The organism is Candidatus Pelagibacter sp. IMCC9063, from assembly GCF_000195085.1.
In the GTDB taxonomy this organism is placed as follows: Bacteria; Pseudomonadota; Alphaproteobacteria; order Pelagibacterales; family Pelagibacteraceae; genus IMCC9063.
In genome coordinates, this window is sequence record NC_015380.1 from 567,739 (window position 1) to 587,075 (window position 19,337).

Genomic DNA, 19,337 nt, shown 5'->3' on the forward strand with positions numbered 1-19,337 from the left:
ATCCCAGAGATGACTATAAAGGAAAATTGAACGTTAAAATTATTAAGAATTATTTAAAAATAAACCTTCCCTTACAAAAAGCAGAAAAAACGATCATTGCATTTTTTAATAAAAACAAATTACCTACTAAAAATATTAAAAACTATTTTAAAAAAATTATTTTAATTGATAAAAAAATTGGAAAAAAGTACTCTATTTCTTTCAAAACTGATTTCGGAAGAAATGCAGAATATTACACAGGAATCGTTTTCTTGGCTTATACAAAGAAAAAAGGCCAAGTAGTTGAGCTAGCTAGGGGAGGTGAGTATAGTAACTTACTTAAAACCCTCGGCTATAAAAAAGATATTCCTGCACTAGGTGGTGCAATTAACCTAAATCAATTAATTAATTTATAAAATGAATAAAATTAAAATAGGCTTGCCTAGCAAAGGAAGATTAAGAGATGATTCTATCAATTTTTTTCAAAGTAAAAATCTAAAAGTAGTAAACTCTTTTGGTGATAGAAATTATTTTTTTAACATTGAAAAAAATAATGAAGCAGAAGGAATTTTTTTACATGCCAGAGAAATCATTGAAAGAATTAATGATGGAACCCTAGATATGGGAATATCTGGACTAGATCTACTAAAAGAGTTTCCAGAAGTTTATTCTGAGAATGTAAAAACTTTTCAAAAATTAGATTTTGGTTTTGCTGATTTGGTAGTAGCTGCGCCAAAAGATTGGTTAGATGTGCAAAATATGGCTGATCTTGAGGAGGTTAGTTTTGATTTCAGAGAAAAGTATGCCCGTAGAATGAGGGTCGCAACTAAGTATCCAAATTTAACGGAAAGTTTTTTTCTGTCTAAAGGAGTTAGTCAATTCAGAGTAGTACCAAGTTTAGGAGCAACAGAATCTTATCCATTTACAGGATCTGCAGAATTAATTACGGATATCACTTCAACAGGATCCACTTTAAAAGCTAATAATTTACGCATTATTAATGATGGAAGTATTCTCAAAAGCTCTGCCTGTATTTTTGTTTCTAAGAAATTTTTAAAAAATAAATTTCTTAGAAATTTTAATTAATTGCGATTAATTTTTTTTTTGTTAAAAGATTGTTATAATGACATCTTTTTACGCTTCTTTAATTTCTATATGGTTAATTATTTTGTCCACCAGAGTAATTGCACTAAGGGGGAATCCCATATTTAAATTTTTTAAATTTGAAAAAGATGATGAAAATTCGACGGAAAGAGCAATTAGAGGTCATTCTAATTTAATTGAATATTCACCAATATTTTTAATACTTTTCTATCTAGCAGAAATAAGTAGTTTTAATATTATCTATATGCATTGCTTAGGTTCTGCCTTTTTTTTAGGTAGATTAATGCATGGTTTTTGTTTTGCTTTTTTAAAAAGTAATATGTTTTTAAGAGTGGGCGGAACAGCTATTACTTTGGGAACACTTGGAATAATATCAACTCATTTATTGGTCAATTATATATTTTAAATTATTCAAATCTATGCTCATAATAATGGGTAAAATATTTTGACAATAATTGATCTATTTTGTAAGCATTTGGAACTTTAAAAGGTCTTCTTGCATGAATTCTATCATTAACCCAATAAGGCGACCATTCTTTAGTAGTCTCAATGCATTGATTTGCAAAATTTTTAATTTTATATTTTGTTTGAATTTGAATGCATCCATTCATAAAAATATCTACATATGATTGTGCAATAGGATGGTTTTGGCTTGGAATCTTTAATCTTTTAGGATTAGCTGCATAAACCCAAAAATTAGAATTATTTATTTTAATTTTTTTATTATAAAAATTCAAATCTTTAGGAAGAACTTTTATCCTACAATAACTACTCTCTCTTTCATCTAATTTTTTTAATCCCTTGATAGATATTGGATAATAAACAGCATTAACCTTTGAATTTTTTCTTTTGATAATTGTTAAGAAGGTAATTTTGTAATTTCCACCATTATGACCCCAAGTTCTTTGGAATCCCTTAACCATTATAGGCTTTGCGATGTAAGCTGTTGGATTAGTTCTTGTTCTAGATTCTTTCTCCATTAAGGACCCATAACCGATAATGTAGTTCTTTGATCCTTGAAGTGGGTCTAAATTACAATTATCTGCATATGCAAAAGATGCATTAAGAAAAAAGATAAAAAAAAATATTTTTTTCATTTCCTTAATTAAATCATATATCGGTGTGAAATATATCCTAGCATACCTAAAACAATTATTAGAACAAAGAATACTTTAAACCAAAATTTTACTAAAAATGTAAAAGGTGATTTAGTAAAGTTTTCCCAGGGTATTAGATAATAACTCAAAAGTGTAACTAAGATTAAAAAAAGTAATAAATTTGTCATCATCATAACTTAATTATCCTACATTTTTTTAGTAAAAAAAAAACCCTCGAAATTTTTGTTCCGAGGGTTTAAATTTTTCTAGGTAACTAGACTGTTTGGAAGGGGATTACATTCCCATTCCACCCATACCGCCCATACCGCCCATACCACCCATTGGAGGCATACCACCACCAGCTGGACCAGCATCTTTATCGTCAGGCTTATCTGCAATCATTGCTTCTGTTGTAATTAACAATCCAGAAATAGATGCAGCATCTTGCAAAGCAGTTCTTACCACTTTAGTGGGATCAATGATTCCTTTAGCAATCATGTCTACGTACTCTTCATTTTGAGCATCATAACCATAATTACCTTTTTTACCTTCTAGCAATTTACCAACAACTACTGATGCATCTACACCAGCATTGTTAATAATTTGTCGAATAGGAGCCTGTAGAGCTTTTCTAATTAGCTCAACACCAGCTTTTTGATCATCACCCTTAACCTTAATGGTATCAAGAGCATCCAGAGCATAAAGTAATGCACATCCACCACCTGTAACAACACCTTCTTGTACTGCTGCTTTGGTAGCATTTAATGCATCATCCACCCTGTCTTTTCTTTCTTTAACTTCAACTTCTGTTGCACCACCAACTTTAATAACTGCAACTCCCCCTGCTAATTTAGCAAGTCTCTCTTGAAGTTTTTCTTTATCATAATCAGAAGTACTCTCATCAATTTGCTTTTTGATAGAAGCGCATCTTGATTCAATGTCAGCTTTTTTACCAGAGCCATCTACAATAGTAGTATTGTCTTTATCTACTTTAATAGACTTGCAAGAACCAAGGTCTTTAATAGTTACGTTTTCAAGTTTAATTCCAAGATCTTCAGAAATCACTTGTCCACCTGTAAGAATGGCAATGTCTTCTAACATTGATTTTCTACGGTCACCAAATCCAGGTGCTTTAACAGCACAAACCTTTAGACCGCCTCTTAATTTATTAACCACTAAAGTTGCAAGAGCTTCTCCCTCAACTTCTTCAGCAATAATCAACAAAGGTCTAGAAGCTTGAACTACAGATTCTAACAAAGGAACAATTGATTGTAAGTTTGATAATTTTTTATCGCACAATAAAATCAAAGGATTATTTAACTCTGTAGTCATTTTATCCGCATTAGTAATAAAGTATGGAGATAAAAATCCTCTATCAAATTGCATACCTTCAACCACATCAAGTTCAGTTTGAAGACCTTTAGCTTCTTCAACTGTGATAACTCCTTCGTTACCAACTTTTTGCATTGCTTTAGCAATCATATCTCCAATTTCTTTTTCACCATTTGCAGAAATTGTTCCAACTTGAGCAATCTCTTCGGTGGTTTTGACTTTTTTGGAGTTATCTTTGATTCTCTGGATTACAGCTGTAACCGCAAGATCCATTCCTCTTTTCAAATCCATTGGGTTCATTCCAGCCGCAACAAATTTACAACCTTCTTTTGCAATTGCTTGCGCTAAAACAGTTGCAGTCGTAGTTCCATCACCAGCTTCATCATTTGTTTTGCTAGCAACTTCCTTAACCATTTGAGCTCCCATATTTTCAAATTTATCTTCAAGCTCAATTTCCTTTGCAACAGTAACACCATCTTTTGTAATTCTTGGTGCTCCATATGATTTATCTATTACTACGTTACGTCCTTTAGGACCCAAAGTAACTTTTACTGCATTCGCCAAAATATCAACACCTCTTAGCATTGCATTTCTAGCTTCAGTATCAAATTTTACTATTTTACCTACCATTTTTATTTCCTCCTAAATTATTTAATATTATTTTCCTACCACGCCCATGATGTCACTTTCTTTCATGATGCTATATTCTTTGCCATCCACTTTAACTTCAGTGCCTGACCACTTTCCAAAAAGAACTCGATCACCAACTTCAACATCCATAGGAATAGCTTTGCCATCCTCTGACTTTGCTCCAGGTCCAACAGCAATTACCTTGCCTTCCTGAGGTTTTTCCTTTGCTGTATCTGGAATAATGATTCCACCAGCTGTTTTTTCTTCGCTTTCCAGGGATTCTATCAATACCCTGTCATGTAAAGGTCTAAATTTCATAATAATGCTCCTTGTATCGTTAATTGTGGGTTGTTATATGACTATCAATTATAAAATTTCAAGACCCTAAAAAACCTAAAAACCTATGTTTTTCAAAGGCTTTATTGTAAATACCTTTGTATGAACTCAAACGAGCCTCAAAAACTTAAAGGAATAAGTAAAATATCTGACAAGTATGATGTTTATTTTGTAGATTTATGGGGAGTTGTTCATAATGGTGTGCAGTGTTATTCAGAAGCATTAAAGGTATTAGAAAAACTTAAAGAACAAAATAAAAAAATTGTTTTAATTTCAAACGCTCCAAGACCTTCAGCAGTAGTTAAAGTATTCTTGGAAACTATCGGCCTTCAGAGTTCTTGTTATGATTTTTTAGTTACCTCTGGTGACATAACTAGAGAATACATTTCGCTAAATTCTAGTAAAAAAAATTTTTACCATTTGGGCCCAACTAAAGATATTGATTTATTTAAAGATTTAAATGTTGCACTAACTAGCAAAGAAGAATGCGATGAAATTATTTGCACAGGACTTGTGTCGGATGAAGAAGAGACATTACAAGATTATAAAATTCTATTAGATTTTTTCTTAAATAAAAAGATACCGCTCATTTGTGCGAATCCAGACGAGGTAGCCGCAAGAGGAGAAAAGATAATATTTTGCGCAGGAGCGTTAGCCAACCAGTACAAACAAGAAGGGGGAATGGTTCGCTATTTTGGAAAGCCCTATTCAGATATATATAGTTTTGCTTTAAAAAAAGTTAGAGCCCATAAAGATTTTAAAGACAAAAAAGAAATTAACACACTAGTAATTGGAGATAATATAAAAACTGATATCAAGGGAGCTAATTTGTTTAATTTAGATTCTGTTTTGATATTAAACGGTATTTATAAGGATTTTTTTAGAGATGGCACTGTCAATTTTGACCAATTAAGAGATTCTGTTAATTTAAAAAATGTCAAGATTAATTACTTTCAAGAAGAGTTAGCATGGCATTAAATAAAATTGTTAGAAATGCAGTTATTGCTATTGGAAACTTTGATGGAGTTCACAAAGGTCATCAAAGTATTTTTAAGTTAGGAAAAAAAATTGCAAAACGTAATAAACAGAAATTTGGCGTTATTACCTTTGCTCCCCTACCTTATGAATTCTTTCAAAAAAATAAAAAAAATATTCGTATAACGCTTGACGATTTGAAAGTTGATTTAATTAAAAAAAATGACGTAGATTTTGTTTTTATTTGCAAATTTAACAAAAAATTTTCAATGATATCAGCAGAAAATTTTATTACAGAAATTGTGATTAAAAAATTAAATCCAGCTCACATTATAGTAGGTAAAAATTTTAGGTTTGGAAATAAAAGAAAAGGTAATATTGCTTTATTAAGAAAGTTTGGAAAAGTACATAACTTTAAGGTAAGTGATTTACGCTTAGCTAAAGAAAACAAAACCAAGATATCTTCGACCAGAATCAGGCTTGCTATAGAGAAAGGCAATGTGGATCTTGCAGGTCGCTTACTGGGAAGAAATTGGAGCATTAGAGAAAAAGTTATACCAGGAAGAAAAGTTGGAAGGCAGCTGGGGTTTAGAACTGCCAACATTATCATTAAAAACAATATTGCTCCAAAAACAGGAGTGTATGCAGTTAAAGCTAAGATTAAGAATAAAATTTATAATGGTGTTGCCAATTTTGGCTTAGCCCCAACATTTTCTAGAAACAAGCTAGTATTAGAAATAAATTTATTTAAAAAAATACCTTCATTCTATGGGCAATTCGCCGAGATTGCATTTGTAAAGAGGTTAAGAAATGAAAAGAGTTTTAAAAATAAAATTTTATTAATTAGACAGATAAAAAAAGATATAACAACTGCAAAAGAAATTCTTAAAAAATGAGCGAAACAAAAGTAAATCTTCCTAAAACCCAATTGGGAATGAAAGCAAATCTGCCAACGAAAGAGCCAGAGTTTCTAAAGCTGTGGAGTGATATAAATTTATATGAGCAGCAACGATCTCAATCTCTAGATAAAGAAAAATTTATTCTTCATGACGGACCCCCTTACGCCAATGGCAATATTCACATTGGAACTGCGCTTAATAAAATTTTAAAAGACGTAATTATTAGGTATCAGCAATTACTTGGAAAAAATGCAGTTTATGTACCAGGTTGGGACTGCCATGGCTTACCCATTGAGTGGAAAATAGAAGAAGAATTTAAAAAAAAAGGAAAGGATAAAAAAAATATTTCTATTATTGAGTTTAGGAAAGAATGTAGAGATTTTGCATCCTCTTGGATTTTAAAACAAAAAGAACAATTTAAAAGATTGGGTGTAGAGGGCGATTGGAATAATCCATACACCACTATGAGCACGGAGGCGGAAGCACAAATCGCAGTTGAGATATTAAAATTCTTAAAAAATGGAGGTTTGTATAATGGTTTTAAGCCAGTTCTATGGTCCGTGGTAGAGGCTACTGCATTAGCGGATGCAGAAGTTGAATATGCAGATCATAAGTCTAATACTATTTTTACTAAATTTCCCATCCAAGGAACATTTGAAAGTTTAGACAATGTGAAAGTTGTTATTTGGACAACTACACCATGGACAATACCTTGCAATCGGGCTTTAGCATTTAGTAGTAACTATGAGTATTCATTAGTTGAAGTCACACAGCATGGAGAAAAAGACACAGTTGTTCTTGCTACCAAATTAATAAGTGAGGTGATGAATTCTTGTGAAATCGAAGATTTTAAAATTATCAAATCATTTCTAGGATCTAATCTTAAGAATGTAAAATGTTCACATCCTTTTCAATTGTATGGATACGATTTTGATGTTCCATTGTTAGAAGCTGATTTTGTAACATTAGAGCAGGGAACGGGAATTGTTCATATTGCTCCCAGTCATGGACCTGATGACTTTAATTTAGGATTAAAAAATAATATCAAAGCAGAAAATACAATAAATGATCATGGCCATTACACAAATGTAATCAAAAAATTTGAGGGTATTCATATATTTAAAGCTGATAAAATTATTATCGAAGAGCTGAACCTTAATAAAAAACTTTTAGGGTCTGGAACTTTAGTACATAGCTACCCTCATTCATGGAGATCTAAAGCTCCATTGGTTCATAGAGCAACGCCTCAGTGGTTTATCTCTATGGAGTCTAATGATTTAAGAAATGTTGCCTTAAAAGCTATAGACAACACAAAGTTTTACCCCCCTGTCGGTCAAAACAGATTAAGATCTATGATTGAAACAAGACCAGACTGGTGTATTTCACGCCAAAGATTCTGGGGAGTTCCAATACCCATTTTTGTAAATAAAAAAACGCATGAGCCATTAATTGATGAGGATGTATTTAAGAGAATAGAAAATATTTTCTTAAAAGAAGGAAGCGATGCTTGGTTTGTAAAAAAAGATGAAGAGTTCTTAGGACCAAAATATAAAAGAGAAGATTATAAAAAAGTTAACGATATTGTGGAAGTTTGGTTTGATAGTGGTTCTAGCCACTCTTATGTTCTTGAAAAAAGAAAAGATTTAAAATGGCCTGCAGACATGTACCTTGAAGGATCAGATCAGCATCGAGGTTGGTTTCATTCCTCTTTGCTACAATCGTGCGGTACTAGAGGTCAAGCACCCTATAAAAGCATTCTATGTCATGGATTTGTTGTGGATGGGAAGGGGCAGAAAATGTCTAAGTCTTTAGGGAATGTAGTTTCTCCAGATGAAGTAATTAAAAAATACGGCGCGGATATCCTAAGACTCTGGGTGATCGCATCTGATTACTCAGATGATTTAAAAATTGACAATGCAATATTAGAACAACACTCTCAATCTTATAGAAAAATTAGAAATACCTTTAGGTTTTTGCTAGGTAATTTAAATGACCAATTAAATTTAGAAGAAACAGTAAAGCTTTCAGAGTGTGAAGAAATTGAAAAATATATTTTGCATAAAATTTCATCTTTAGATTCCGAGTTTAAAAATTTGAACAAAAGCTACGACTTCCATAAAATTTTTATAGATATATTAAATTTTTGCACTATTGATCTTTCAGCTCTCTACTTCGATATTCGAAAAGACAGTTTGTATTGCGATGATCTAGATTCTGCCAAAAGAATTAATTGTACAAAAGTTCTTTCAATTGTAGCAAGATTTCTCTTAAAGTGGCTTTCCCCAATCCTAGTTTTTACATGTGAAGAAATATATCAAATTGTAAAAAAAGAAAAATTTAAAGAAAGTATTTTTCTTCATGATTTTGGGACATTTCCCCAAGAGTGGGTTGATGAAAAAGTTCAAGAGAAGTGGAATTTTCTAAAGAAAATAAGATCAGAAGTTAACAATGCAATTGAATTAAAAAGAAATAAAAAATTAGTTGGGTCTGGTCTTGATACGAATGTGCATATTTCTTTAGACGAGAAGCACTTGTTTAATTTTAATAAGATCAATCTTTCAGAGCTACTCATTTGTTCTAGTAGCTCATTAAATCAAAAAAATTTAAATTTTGAAGACTTTCAAATAGCTAACAGTTCATTAGAAAGTTTAAAAATTATTGTAAATAAAGCAGAGGGATTTAAGTGCCCACACTGTTGGAAAATTTTACCTAATAAATGCGACCGGTCTAATTGTGGAATTAATTAAGCAAAGAATAAAAGAAAATTGGATTTTTTTAGTTATTATTATAATTACGTTTTTGACTGATAGGACAAGCAAAAACTATGTAATTAATTTTTTTTTAACTCATGGATCTGATAGTTACTATTTTAATTCATTCTTAAACTTTGTTTTATTATGGAATACCGGAATGGCCTTTGGTATTTTTGAAAGCGACAGTTACACATATCATGCGTTTAGTTTTTTAATTTTTTTAGTTATTATATTTCTAATAGTTTGGCTATTTAGATCGAACAGAAAATTCGAAAAAATATCAATAGCCCTTATAATTGGAGGGGCGTTAGGAAATTGGTTTGATAGAATTGTTTATAATGCAGTACCAGATTTTATAGACTTGCATTATTTGGATTTTCACTGGTTTGTGTTTAATGTATCGGATATTATAATCTCTGTAGGGATTTTATTATTAATATTAAGTGATTTTTTCTTAAAAAACAAATGAACAATAAAAATTTATTTATCATCGTACTGTTGCTTATATTTGGTCTTAGCTCATGTACATCTGTTAAGAAAACGCTAGGTTTAGAAAAAGATGTTCCTAACGAGTTTTTGATTGAAAAAAGAGATCCTTTAACTTTGCCTCCAGATTATAATATTTTACCTCCTGACAGCAATGCTAAGATTAACGAAAATAAAGAGCCTACTAGCTCTCTAAAATCAATTTTTGACAAAAGCCTTGGTAGTCAAAAAAAATCTTCTAGTGCAAACGTTCCTAGCAATACAAGAAGTATTGAAAATGATATTTTAAAACAAATCAAATAAATGAGTCTTGATATTAATCTAGAATATTTTGTTGATGGAAGCATGGGATACAATTTAAAATCTACAGAAGAGTATAAAAAAAATATAGATCTTTGCAGTGTAGCCTCTGAAAAAGTATCTAAAGAAATAAAAGAACAGTCTAATGAAATCTTTAACTCCTTTACTCTTAACTACCAGAATTCAACAAAATTAATTAGAGATAAAATTATTAAAAAAAAATACCAATTAGTAGTTGGTATGGGAGGATCTTCTGCGGGAGCCAAAGCAATCAACATGCGTATTGAAGGCAATGTTTTTTTTCTCGATAATTACGATCCCGCATATCTTCAGAATTTTTTTATGAATTATAATTTAAAAGACTTTACAATTTATATTATTTCAAAATCTGGGAATACTTTCGAGACTTTAGCAATGTGTAATTTGCTGTTCCAGTATTTGCTAAAAATATCTAGGATTGAAGAAATTGTAAAACATGTAATTGTTATAACGGAAGAATCCCAAAGCATGTTAAGTGATTTTGCTAGAAAAAATAATCTTCAAATAATTCATCATAATAAAAAAATTGGAGGAAGATTCTCTGTTTTTTCAGAGACTTCTATGATTTTATTTGATTTTGATCCTGATACAATTTCTAATAGCGCTCAGTCTATAGTTCTAAAATTAACAAAAAAAAATCTAGAGGATGATACCAATCCAACGATTAATGCGGCGGTCATATTAACCTTACAAGAACGATACGGTATAAATTACAATATTAATCTTTTGTACGATTATACTTTAAAAAACTATTCTTATTGGTTTCACCAGTTGTTTGCAGAAAGTTTGGGAAAAAATGAAAAAGCTCTTACTCCAATGACCTCTATTTGCCCAAAAGATCATCATAGTTTAATGCAGCTGTTTATCGATGGATCCAAAAACAAATTATTTAATATTTACCAACCTCTTTTAACAGAAGACTCTTTAAAATTTTCTTCTTTAGGGTTAGGCAGCATTGAAACAAAAACCCCCAACGACCTTTTAAAATCACAGTTTTTAGGTGTTATTAAAACTTTTAAAAATTTAAAAATTCCTCATAGAATCGTGACTAGCACAGGTGATAAAATTTCAAATATTTTTGAACTTTTCTCTTATAATATTTTAGAAACAGTAATTCTTGGATATGCTCAAAATTTAAATCCATACGACCAGCCAGCAGTTGAACAAATTAAAGTAAATACTTTTAGTTCTTAATTTTACCAAAAAGAACAATGGATCGACCATATTTTTTTCTTAAAATTTCATCTAGGTAATCACTAAAATTAAATTTCTCTCCTTCTTCGTAATGAATCATTATTATAGAATCTGACAAATTTTTCTTATTTTCAGATAACTTTTCAAATACTTGTCTCAAAAATTTAAACTGAAAAGGTGGGTCTAAAAATATCAAATTAGGTTTTGTTAAAGAAAAGTCTAATTGAATTTTTAAAAAATCTCCAAAAATTAAGTTACCTTCATTTAGAATTGAAAAATTTTGAATATTATTTTTTAGTACTTCAAATGATTTTTTATCATTTTCTATAAATGTTACATGTGAAGCGCCTCGTGATAAACATTCTATTCCAAAAGAACCGCTACCAGAGAAAATATCAAGAATAGAACTTTTTCCAAACTGGAATTGTAATAAAGGAGAGTGTACTAGCAAATTGAACAAACTCTCTTTTACATAGTCTCTTAGAGGCCTGGTAATTTTGGGGTCTGGCAATATAAGCTTTTGTTTTTTAAATTTTCCGGAGATAATCCTCATATTGTCTTATTTCTTTAGGTTCAGCTGTTTTTATTTCACCAGGTTTTAAGTTGGAAATTTTAAAAGGTCCAAACTCTAATCTGGTAAGTTTGTTTACTCGCAAATCAATACTCCGCATCAATTCTCTTATTTCTCTATTTTTTCCCTCCTTTAGTTCCATTTCTATCCAGAAATTTTTTTTATCTTTGTTAAATAGCTTATAATTAAATGGTCTATATTGAATTCCATCAATCTTTCTTCCTTTGCTCAAATTGTCAATTTTTTGCTCTTCACAAACTCCATAGACTCGTACTCTATATTTTCTTACAAATTTATTTTTCGGCAGCTCCAGACTTCTTGCCACCTCTCCATCATTGGTAACAATCAGCAGTCCTTCAGAGTTTACATCCAATCTACCCGCAAAAATAAAATTTTTAAATCTTTTTGGAAGGAGATCGTAAACAATTTTTCTCTCATCTTGTTTATTCTTAGAACAGATACAATCAGTTGGTTTGTAAAATTTATAAATTTGTTTGAATTTTTTGAAAAGCAACAATTTACCATCTAACTTTATAGAATCAGTCTTATTCACAAAATGAACAGGTGTGGTAAGAATCTCTCCGTTTAAGTAAATTCTCCCATTTTCAATCATTCGTTCGATTTCTCTTCTAGATCCTACATTGTAAGATGCTAAAAATTTTGAAATTCTAACTTTTTCAGGTAATTCTTTCTTCATATGAATAGTTTTAAACTCTACATAGATACTCTATTGAAATTGTGCAACCAAGCAATAAAGAGAAACGAAGTGCCAGTTAGTGCTATAATTGTAGATCCTAAGAGTAAAAAAATTATTGCCAGAGCTCACAATCTATCTATTCGCAACAAAGACCCATTAGCACACGCGGAGATATTGGTTATTAGAAAAGCGCTTAAATTTTTAAACAAAAAAAGACTAGACGGCATGGATATTTATTGTTCACTTGAACCTTGTGTTATGTGTACGTCAGCCATTGCCTTTTCGCAGCTGAGAAATATTTATTTCTGCGCCGAAGATAAAGCTAGTGGAGGTTTGATTAATGGTCCAAAATTGGGTTTCTCCAAATACTTAAAATATAAATTTTCTTTTTACTATGGCTTTGAAGAAAATAAGTTTTCCAAAATATTGGTTGATTTTTTTAAACAAAAAAGAAAATAGTATTTACCTAATTGCTCTCCAAGCAATATCTCGTCTAAAGTATTTATCTTCCCAATCCACAAGATCTAACATTTGATGAGCTTTATCTCTTGCCTCCTGCAAGCTAGACGCTACCGCAGTTGCGTTGAGAACTCTACCACCATTAGCTAAAATTTTTTTATCTACCTCTATAGTTCCAGCATGGAAAAGTTGTTGTGTAAAATTATTCTCAATATTCTCTAAATTTTTAATATGCGTTTTAGTTTGATATTCTTCTGGGTAACCCTTCGCTGAAGCTACCACTGTAATGCAAGGGTCTTTTTTCCAAAAAATTTTTTGATCATCTAAATTTTTATTTTTTACTGAAAGAATTAAATCAAGTAAATCGTTTTCTAATCTCATCATAATTACTTGGCATTCGGGATCCCCAAACCTGATATTGTATTCTATAAGTTTTGGTTCATTATTTTTTATCATCAACCCCGCATATAATATTCCAACAAAAGAACAGCCAATTGTATTAAGACTTTTTATAGTTGGTTCAATAATCTTTTTATTTATTTTTTCTTGCATATCATTGGTAATTAATAATGATGGAGAGTATGCGCCCATTCCCCCTGTGTTAAGGCCGGTATCATTTTCACCAATTCTTTTATGGTCTTGAGCAGTGCCAATGGGTAAATAATTTTCTCCATCTGTAATGACAAAGTAGCTAGCTTCTTCACCCTCCAAAAACTCTTCAATAACCACTTTACTAGATGTTTTAAATTTTCCTTCTAATATTTCTTTGGCGCATTTAGTAGATTCTTCTACATTGTTAGATATGGTAACACCCTTTCCAGCAGCCAAACCATCTGACTTAATAACAAGCGGATGTTTGGATTTTTTAATAAAATCCTGTGCCTTTAAAAGATTGTCAAAACTTTCATATTCCGCAGTAGGAATATTAAAATCTTTACATAGTTTTTTCATAAAATCTTTTGATCCCTCAAGCTGAGAAGCTTCTTTACTAGGGCCAAATGTAAAAATATTTTTTTCAGATAAAAAGTCGACAATCCCCTTAACCAAAGGAATTTCAGGACCTACTATTACGGTCGAAATATTCTTTTTCAACAAAACTGAATAAAGCAAATCAAAATTTAAAGGATCAATTTCTATATTTTCGCAGATAGAATCGGTTCCAGGATTGCCGGGAATACAAAAAAGTTTAGATATTTTTTTGGATAAGCTCAATTTAAAACAAAGAGCATGTTCTCTTCCACCACTTCCAATTACAGCTACGTTCATGTTAATATATTTAGTATATTATAATGCAAAATATTCCAGAGTTTTCAGTATCGGAGATTACTAACTTAACCAAAAGTATTTTAGAAGATAATTTTGGCTTGATAAGAGTTAAGGGTGAAATATCAAAGGTTAAAGATTTTAAAGGTCATTACTATTTTTCACTCAAGGACGAGAATTTTGTTTTAAATTCTGTATGCTGGTCAAGAAACGTCCCATTTTTAAATATGAAGCCAGAAGAAGGAATGGAAGTATTTGCCCAAGGTAAGCTAACTACTTACGCCAAGGGAAGTATTTCTAATTACCAGTTACAAGTTGATCAAATTGATGCCCAAGGCGAGGGAGCCCTACTAAAAATTTTTGAGCAAAGAAAAAAAAATTAAAAGATGAGGGTTTATTTGATGATCAGCATAAAAAAAAACTACCGTTTCTTCCAAAAAAAATTGGAGTGATTACATCTCCCACAGGAGCCGTTATTATGGATATTGTGGATCGTATTAAAAATAGATTTTCTACACATTTAGAATTATTTCCAATTTCAGTTCAGGGCGCTAAGTCTGCAGAAGAAATTGTCCTAGGAGTTAATTTTTTTAACAATCATTCCGATGTGGACCTTGTCATTATTGCAAGGGGTGGTGGAGGGGCAGAAGACTTTCTTCCCTTTAATGACGAGAATGTAGTTAGAGCAGTTTTTCAATCTAAAATTCCAATTATATCAGCTATTGGACATGAAACAGATTTTACTCTTCTGGACTTTGTCGCTGATGTTAGAGCCGCAACTCCAACTGCAGCAGCAGAAATGGCAGTACCCGAAATGAGAAATTTACAAAGACAACTTAATGATTTATTTAAAAATTTAAAATTTACTATTGAGTTAGTGTTTAAAAGTGCAAATGAAGAGCTTCATGGCCTGAGTAAGTTTTTAAATAAAAAATCATTAGAAAATTTTATTAAAGATAATAAAAAAACATTACTGATGTTATCTAAAAACTTACAATATTTTGCTCACAATTTAATAAAAGAAAAAAATGTAAAAATTAATAATTATTTTTTAAGATTGGATAATTTAAGTATTCAAAAGGTTTTAAAAAGAGGATTTGCAATAGTAAGAGGCGCTAAAGACAAAAAGATAATAAAATCTAGCAATGTTAACAAAGAGCATCTTGTAAATATTGAGTTTTGCGATGGGGTATTAACTGCTAAAATACAAAAAAAACAATGAAAGAAGCTAAGTTAAAATATTATGCAGGTGGTTTTGATGTTATCACTCAAGGAAATTATGTTCTTTGTGTTATATCCAAAAAAAAAATTGACTTGCAAGATTTGAGGTATTGGAGTGTTGAATTGCAAGAGGCGTATTCTTCTCCAATAGAAGTAGCTAAAAAAATTTCAAATGATTAAAAAAATATTTTTATCTTGTTTTGTATTGTTTTATTTAAACACAGGCGCACTTGGTATTGAGTTTTTTGGAAAATTTACCGAAGGAGGAATCATCAAAGGAAAAACTTCTTTTAATAGTAAATTGTTTTTAGATAAAAAAAAATTAAAAGTTTCAAAAAATGGTTACTTTATTTTTGGTATTAAAAAAGGAAGGACCAAAGATATTGAAATTAAAGTTTTAACTAAGGGAGGATCTCAAATTTTTAATAAAAAAATTGAAAAAAGGGATTTCTTAATCCAAAAAATTAATGGACTGCCAAAAAAAATGGTTACACCAGGAAAAAAAGCACTAGAACGAATTAAAAAAGAACAGGTTTTTTTCAATCAAATGAGATCCGTAAATTCTAATAATGAATTCTTTTATTCTAAATTTTTGAAGCCAACAACTGGAATTACTTCAGGAAAATACGGAAGTCAAAGAGTCTTAAATGGAAAGCCTAGAAGGCCCCATATGGGATTAGATATTGCAAATAAAAAAGGTACTAGTATTCTAGCAACGGCAGAAGGACTTGTAACCCTTGCCCAAAAAAATTTATATTTTACTGGTGGTACAATTGGTATTGATCATGGGCATGGCATAACATCAGTATATTATCATCTTAATTCTCTAAATGTAAACAAGGGTCAGCAAGTTTCACAGGGGGAGGTGATAGGAACCATGGGATCTACAGGAAGATCAACGGGAGATCATTTGCATTTTGGAATTTATTGGAAACAAATAGCTCTAGATCCTGAGCTGGCTTTAAAAAACTAGACTTTCCACCTGTTGTGAGTCCATATCCACTGCCCGGGATTTTTTAAAATTATCTCTTCTATTTTTTCATTAATTTTTTTTCCAATAGAAAGTTCATCATCTTTTTTTTTATCTATAGAAATAGGATTAAAAATATCCATAGTGAATTCGTACTTTTTCACTCTTCTAATGGCAATGGGAACAATTTGATAATTGTACTTTAGGGCTAATTGAGAAGGTATCGAAGTGGTAAATGCCTTTTCACCAAAAAAATCAATCCTTTTACCTTGTGTAATGCTTTGATCTACCATTACCGCTATATTAGTTTGAATTTGAATAGCTTTTATAAATTGACGAGTACCATCAGCACTCTTTCCAGGTATTTTTTTTGGAATTTGAAAATTGCAAATATATTTTTTTCTCCAGTATTCCATTAGCGGGTTAAGAAAAAAGTTATTTAAAGGTCGGTAAATAGCAGCTATGTTAAGATTTTTTCTATCTAGCTCCATTGCCATTAATTCAAAATTAGCAAAATGACCCGAAACAAAAACTGTAGGTACATTGCTTGATTTAATTAAGTCTAGAATTTCACTACCATTAATTACTATATGATTTTTTTTATTCTCTCTAAATTCTTTTAAATAAACATATTCAGCAAAAGTTCTTCCAAAATTACACCACATTTCTCTAGTATATTTATTTTCTTCCTCCTTACTCAGTCTTGGAAAGGCTTTTTTAAAGTTAGTTGATATTCTTTTTTTAGATCTAAAATTAAATCCTACGTAATTAGAAATTAGACACGCTAAATCAGAAGATAATTTTCTACCCAATAACTTAAATACAAAAAATAAAAAAATTATAATAATAAATTCAAAAAAATATTTAATTATTTTCATAAGACATAATTTGCTTCACTAGCTTTTCTTCATCATTAATAATTAATTGAATCTTAACATGCTCTATATTTTCTTTATTTTGTTCGCTAAGTCTCGAATAGTCTTTTTCTGTTGTTAGTAAATGTAACTTATTTTTTAGAGCATGATTTTTGAGTTTACTAATATCATGATCGCTATAATCGTAATGATCAGGAAAAAATTTATAATCACTTACGTTAATTTTGTTTTTTTTTAAAAGATTTAAAAAATTAATATTATTTCCTATCCCAGAAAATACAAAATAATTTTTACCTTTAAAATAATTTTCATCTAATAAATGATAAGTTGAGTAAAATATTTTTATATCCTCTTTGTAAAATTTTATTTTTTTCTCTAACTCAGGATTCAAATCTCCATTAATACACACAATATCTGAAAATTTAATTCTATCTAAGCTCTCTCTTAAAGGACCACTAGGAATTACGAATCCATTTCCTACAGATTGGGCTGAACTAAAGCACAGAATAGAGACATCTTTTTTAATCTCCTCATCTTGAAATCCATCATCCATTATAGCAAGATTGTAATTTTCTTTTATAGCTTGTTCGATGGCTGATGATCGTGATTTGTGAGTAATGACTTTACAATTATGTTTGATCATAGCTATCTCATCTTTTTGATCTGAGTATTCTTTTTTAACAATTACTAAATTAAATTTGTCCTGCAATAGAGAGGCCATCTTAATTGCTAAAGGGGTTTTTCCAGTTCCTCCTAAGTAAATATTTCCAATACAAATAGTTTTGATATTGAATTTCTTAGAGCTTTTAATCACTCTTCTTGCAGCTAAGATTAAGCAGTACAATGCTGTCACAGGCAACAGTAGCATAGCCCATAGAGATACTTGCTTAGAATCCCAAAAGGCAGGCTTGTTAAGATTCATTATTTAATGAAAGAGTTAAGATAATTGATGTGATCCAGCAATATTTTTTGACTGTATTCCTTCATAATTGCTTTAAGTTTATCATTATTTTTGATGTTTTTAAAATTTGAAATTAATTCTTGTGATAGCAATGTCTCGGAAGTTACAAGCTTAGAGACATTATTCTTTGTTAAAAATTCAAAAATTTCAGTAAAATTGTAAATGTTAGGACCGTGAAATAAATAACATCCCTCTCTTGCTGGCTCTAGAGGATTTTGACCCCCATGAGGAATTATTGATCCTCCCAAAAAAACTAGATTTATTTTTTTAAAAACTTCTCCAGCATCACCGAAAGAATCCACAATATAAAAGTCTTTACTTGCAAGCGGTAGAGCTTCTTTGCTTTTTAATTGGTAGGTTAGATTGTTAGCTTTAATTATATCTGTTAATTCTTTAATTTTATTAAGATGCCTAGGTATCCAAATGCACTGAGATTCAATTTGTTCTTTTTTAATTTTTTTGACCGTCTCTATAATAAAAGTTTCTTCTCCCTTGTGAATACTCATTGCTACCCACGAATTTTCAGCTGCTTTTTTAAAAACAAAACTATTGTTATTTGAAATATTGTCAGGAGAGATAAATTTAAGATTTCCTAAAAAATTTACATTTTTTATGCCAAAAAATTCTATAAAAGATTTAACTTCCTTGCTTTGTACTGTAATTGAATTAAATTGGTTCAAAAGTTTTTGAGCAACTTTTTTTACTAATTTCCATCTTGAGAATGACTTGTTAGACAACCTTGCATTTAGCAAAATTAATTTAGATATTTTTTTGGTCTGCAAAATAAGATTAGGCCAAATTTCAGATTCTACAAAAATAGATATTTGGGGCTTCCAGTGATCTAAAAATTTTTTTACTATCATGGGGGTATCAAGGGGAGCAAATTGATGAGTAATATTTTCTGTGTGTTTGAATATTTGATGGCAGTATTCCGAAGAACTGAGAGTGACTGTAGTAATTAATATTTTATAATTTTTATTTTTACTAAAGTAAGAAATTAATGGTACCACAGATTTAATTTCGCCTAGGCTAGAAGCGTGAAACCATACTGTCGGATTATTATTTTTAACTTCATATAATCCTAACTTTTCTTTAAATCGTACTGGGTGTTCTTTTTTTTTTAAAACTCTTATATTTAAAAAAATATTAGCAAAAAAATGAAATACGTAACTTGCGTATATATAAAAAGTAAGCAT

At 30.4% G+C, this 19,337-nt stretch carries 22 protein-coding genes and 1 pseudogene; 14 read left to right on the plus strand and 9 right to left on the minus strand.

The window, feature by feature from the left end; translation table 11 throughout:
• The first annotated feature begins 26 nt into the window (after positions 1 to 26).
• Genes SAR11G3_RS07335 through SAR11G3_RS03005 form a run of 3 tightly spaced genes read left to right on the plus strand, consistent with a single transcriptional unit; the run spans position 27 to position 1,489 of the window.
• On the plus strand, positions 27 to 395 hold the full coding sequence (locus tag SAR11G3_RS07335; protein WP_013695279.1) for an ATP phosphoribosyltransferase regulatory subunit: 369 nt from the start codon (positions 27 to 29) through the stop codon (positions 393 to 395).
• Between the two features lies 1 nt (position 396).
• The gene (gene hisG, locus SAR11G3_RS03000) at positions 397 to 1,065 is read left to right on the plus strand and encodes an ATP phosphoribosyltransferase (RefSeq protein WP_013695280.1); all 669 of its coding nucleotides are present in this window, start codon (positions 397 to 399) and stop codon (positions 1,063 to 1,065) included.
• Between the two features lie 37 nt (positions 1,066 to 1,102).
• The gene (locus SAR11G3_RS03005; RefSeq protein ID WP_013695281.1) at positions 1,103 to 1,489 is read left to right on the plus strand and encodes an MAPEG family protein; all 387 of its coding nucleotides are present in this window, start codon (positions 1,103 to 1,105) and stop codon (positions 1,487 to 1,489) included.
• 1 nt (position 1,490) lies between these two features.
• On the opposite strand, the gene SAR11G3_RS03010 is transcribed toward SAR11G3_RS03005, so the two are convergent.
• From SAR11G3_RS03010 to groES, 3 genes are all read right to left on the minus strand, one after another.
• Complete coding sequence (locus tag SAR11G3_RS03010; RefSeq protein WP_013695282.1) at positions 1,491 to 2,180, minus strand: gamma-glutamylcyclotransferase family protein; 690 nt, start codon at positions 2,178 to 2,180, stop codon at positions 1,491 to 1,493.
• Positions 2,181 to 2,474: 294 nt separating this feature from the next.
• Positions 2,475 to 4,142 carry a chaperonin GroEL gene (gene groL, locus SAR11G3_RS03015; protein WP_013695283.1) on the minus strand — a complete coding sequence of 556 codons (1,668 nt, stop codon included), beginning with the start codon at positions 4,140 to 4,142 and terminating at the stop codon, positions 2,475 to 2,477.
• A 27-nt stretch (positions 4,143 to 4,169) separates the two neighbouring features.
• Positions 4,170 to 4,460, minus strand: coding sequence for a co-chaperone GroES (gene groES / locus SAR11G3_RS03020; protein WP_013695284.1), 291 nt, complete (start codon positions 4,458 to 4,460; stop codon positions 4,170 to 4,172).
• Between the two features lie 120 nt (positions 4,461 to 4,580).
• Here groES and SAR11G3_RS03025 point away from each other — a divergent pair, with 120 nt between their 5' ends.
• From SAR11G3_RS03025 to SAR11G3_RS03050, 6 genes are read left to right on the plus strand one after another with little or no spacing between them, the layout of a single operon-like run.
• Complete coding sequence (locus SAR11G3_RS03025; RefSeq protein ID WP_013695285.1) at positions 4,581 to 5,456, plus strand: TIGR01459 family HAD-type hydrolase; 876 nt, start codon at positions 4,581 to 4,583, stop codon at positions 5,454 to 5,456.
• The gene (locus tag SAR11G3_RS03030) at positions 5,447 to 6,349 is read left to right on the plus strand and encodes a bifunctional riboflavin kinase/FAD synthetase (RefSeq protein ID WP_013695286.1); all 903 of its coding nucleotides are present in this window, start codon (positions 5,447 to 5,449) and stop codon (positions 6,347 to 6,349) included. Before SAR11G3_RS03025 ends, SAR11G3_RS03030 begins: the two co-directional genes overlap by 10 nt.
• Positions 6,346 to 9,099, plus strand: coding sequence for an isoleucine--tRNA ligase (gene ileS, locus SAR11G3_RS03035; protein ID WP_013695287.1), 2,754 nt, complete (start codon positions 6,346 to 6,348; stop codon positions 9,097 to 9,099). The genes SAR11G3_RS03030 and ileS overlap by 4 nt, the downstream gene beginning before the upstream one ends.
• 52 nt (positions 9,100 to 9,151) lie before the next feature.
• Positions 9,152 to 9,574, plus strand: a complete 423-nt coding sequence (gene lspA, locus SAR11G3_RS03040; protein WP_237697299.1) for a signal peptidase II — start codon at positions 9,152 to 9,154, stop codon at positions 9,572 to 9,574.
• Positions 9,571 to 9,894 (plus strand): DUF3035 domain-containing protein, encoded by a 324-nt coding sequence (locus tag SAR11G3_RS03045; protein WP_013695289.1) that lies wholly within the window; start codon positions 9,571 to 9,573, stop codon positions 9,892 to 9,894. The genes lspA and SAR11G3_RS03045 overlap by 4 nt, the downstream gene beginning before the upstream one ends.
• Complete coding sequence (locus tag SAR11G3_RS03050; protein WP_013695290.1) at positions 9,895 to 11,124, plus strand: glucose-6-phosphate isomerase; 1,230 nt, start codon at positions 9,895 to 9,897, stop codon at positions 11,122 to 11,124.
• On the opposite strand, the gene rsmD is transcribed toward SAR11G3_RS03050, so the two are convergent.
• Complete coding sequence (rsmD, locus tag SAR11G3_RS03055) at positions 11,114 to 11,677, minus strand: 16S rRNA (guanine(966)-N(2))-methyltransferase RsmD (protein ID WP_013695291.1); 564 nt, start codon at positions 11,675 to 11,677, stop codon at positions 11,114 to 11,116. The two genes, SAR11G3_RS03050 and rsmD, sit on opposite strands and share 11 nt — an antisense overlap.
• Positions 11,652 to 12,392, minus strand: coding sequence for a pseudouridine synthase (locus SAR11G3_RS03060; RefSeq protein ID WP_013695292.1), 741 nt, complete (start codon positions 12,390 to 12,392; stop codon positions 11,652 to 11,654). The genes rsmD and SAR11G3_RS03060 overlap by 26 nt, the downstream gene beginning before the upstream one ends.
• On the opposite strand from SAR11G3_RS03060, the gene SAR11G3_RS03065 reads away from it, so the two are divergent.
• Positions 12,393 to 12,851 carry a nucleoside deaminase gene (locus SAR11G3_RS03065; RefSeq protein ID WP_041862347.1) on the plus strand — a complete coding sequence of 153 codons (459 nt, stop codon included), beginning with the start codon at positions 12,393 to 12,395 and terminating at the stop codon, positions 12,849 to 12,851.
• Positions 12,852 to 12,854: 3 nt separating this feature from the next.
• Here the strand turns inward: SAR11G3_RS03065 and purD are convergent, their stop codons facing one another.
• A complete protein-coding gene (gene purD, locus SAR11G3_RS03070; protein WP_013695294.1) occupies positions 12,855 to 14,117 on the minus strand; it encodes a phosphoribosylamine--glycine ligase in 1,263 nt (420 codons plus the stop codon).
• A gap of 23 nt (positions 14,118 to 14,140) precedes the next feature.
• On the opposite strand from purD, the gene SAR11G3_RS07340 reads away from it, so the two are divergent.
• The 4 genes and pseudogenes from SAR11G3_RS07340 to SAR11G3_RS03085 all read left to right on the plus strand — a co-directional run bounded on the left by SAR11G3_RS07340 (position 14,141) and on the right by SAR11G3_RS03085 (position 16,308).
• Positions 14,141 to 14,497 carry an exodeoxyribonuclease VII large subunit gene (locus SAR11G3_RS07340; protein WP_013695295.1) on the plus strand — a complete coding sequence of 119 codons (357 nt, stop codon included), beginning with the start codon at positions 14,141 to 14,143 and terminating at the stop codon, positions 14,495 to 14,497.
• A gap of 47 nt (positions 14,498 to 14,544) precedes the next feature.
• A pseudogene (gene xseA / locus SAR11G3_RS03075) lies at positions 14,545 to 15,336 on the plus strand (exodeoxyribonuclease VII large subunit); the annotation flags it as partial.
• On the plus strand, positions 15,333 to 15,515 hold the full coding sequence (locus SAR11G3_RS03080) for a DUF2093 domain-containing protein (RefSeq protein ID WP_013695297.1): 183 nt from the start codon (positions 15,333 to 15,335) through the stop codon (positions 15,513 to 15,515). The pseudogene xseA and the gene SAR11G3_RS03080, both read left to right, overlap by 4 nt.
• Positions 15,508 to 16,308 carry a M23 family metallopeptidase gene (locus SAR11G3_RS03085; protein WP_013695298.1) on the plus strand — a complete coding sequence of 267 codons (801 nt, stop codon included), beginning with the start codon at positions 15,508 to 15,510 and terminating at the stop codon, positions 16,306 to 16,308. The genes SAR11G3_RS03080 and SAR11G3_RS03085 overlap by 8 nt, the downstream gene beginning before the upstream one ends.
• On the opposite strand, the gene SAR11G3_RS03090 is transcribed toward SAR11G3_RS03085, so the two are convergent.
• Genes SAR11G3_RS03090 through SAR11G3_RS03100 form a run of 3 tightly spaced genes read right to left on the minus strand, consistent with a single transcriptional unit; the run spans position 16,305 to position 19,337 of the window.
• The gene (locus SAR11G3_RS03090; protein ID WP_013695299.1) at positions 16,305 to 17,183 is read right to left on the minus strand and encodes a lysophospholipid acyltransferase family protein; all 879 of its coding nucleotides are present in this window, start codon (positions 17,181 to 17,183) and stop codon (positions 16,305 to 16,307) included. The two genes, SAR11G3_RS03085 and SAR11G3_RS03090, sit on opposite strands and share 4 nt — an antisense overlap.
• Entirely contained in the window at positions 17,170 to 18,102 is a 933-nt protein-coding gene (gene lpxK / locus SAR11G3_RS03095; protein ID WP_013695300.1) for a tetraacyldisaccharide 4'-kinase, read from the minus strand. Before lpxK ends, SAR11G3_RS03090 begins: the two co-directional genes overlap by 14 nt.
• Positions 18,102 to 19,337, minus strand: a complete 1,236-nt coding sequence (locus SAR11G3_RS03100; RefSeq protein ID WP_013695301.1) for a 3-deoxy-D-manno-octulosonic acid transferase — start codon at positions 19,335 to 19,337, stop codon at positions 18,102 to 18,104. Before SAR11G3_RS03100 ends, lpxK begins: the two co-directional genes overlap by 1 nt.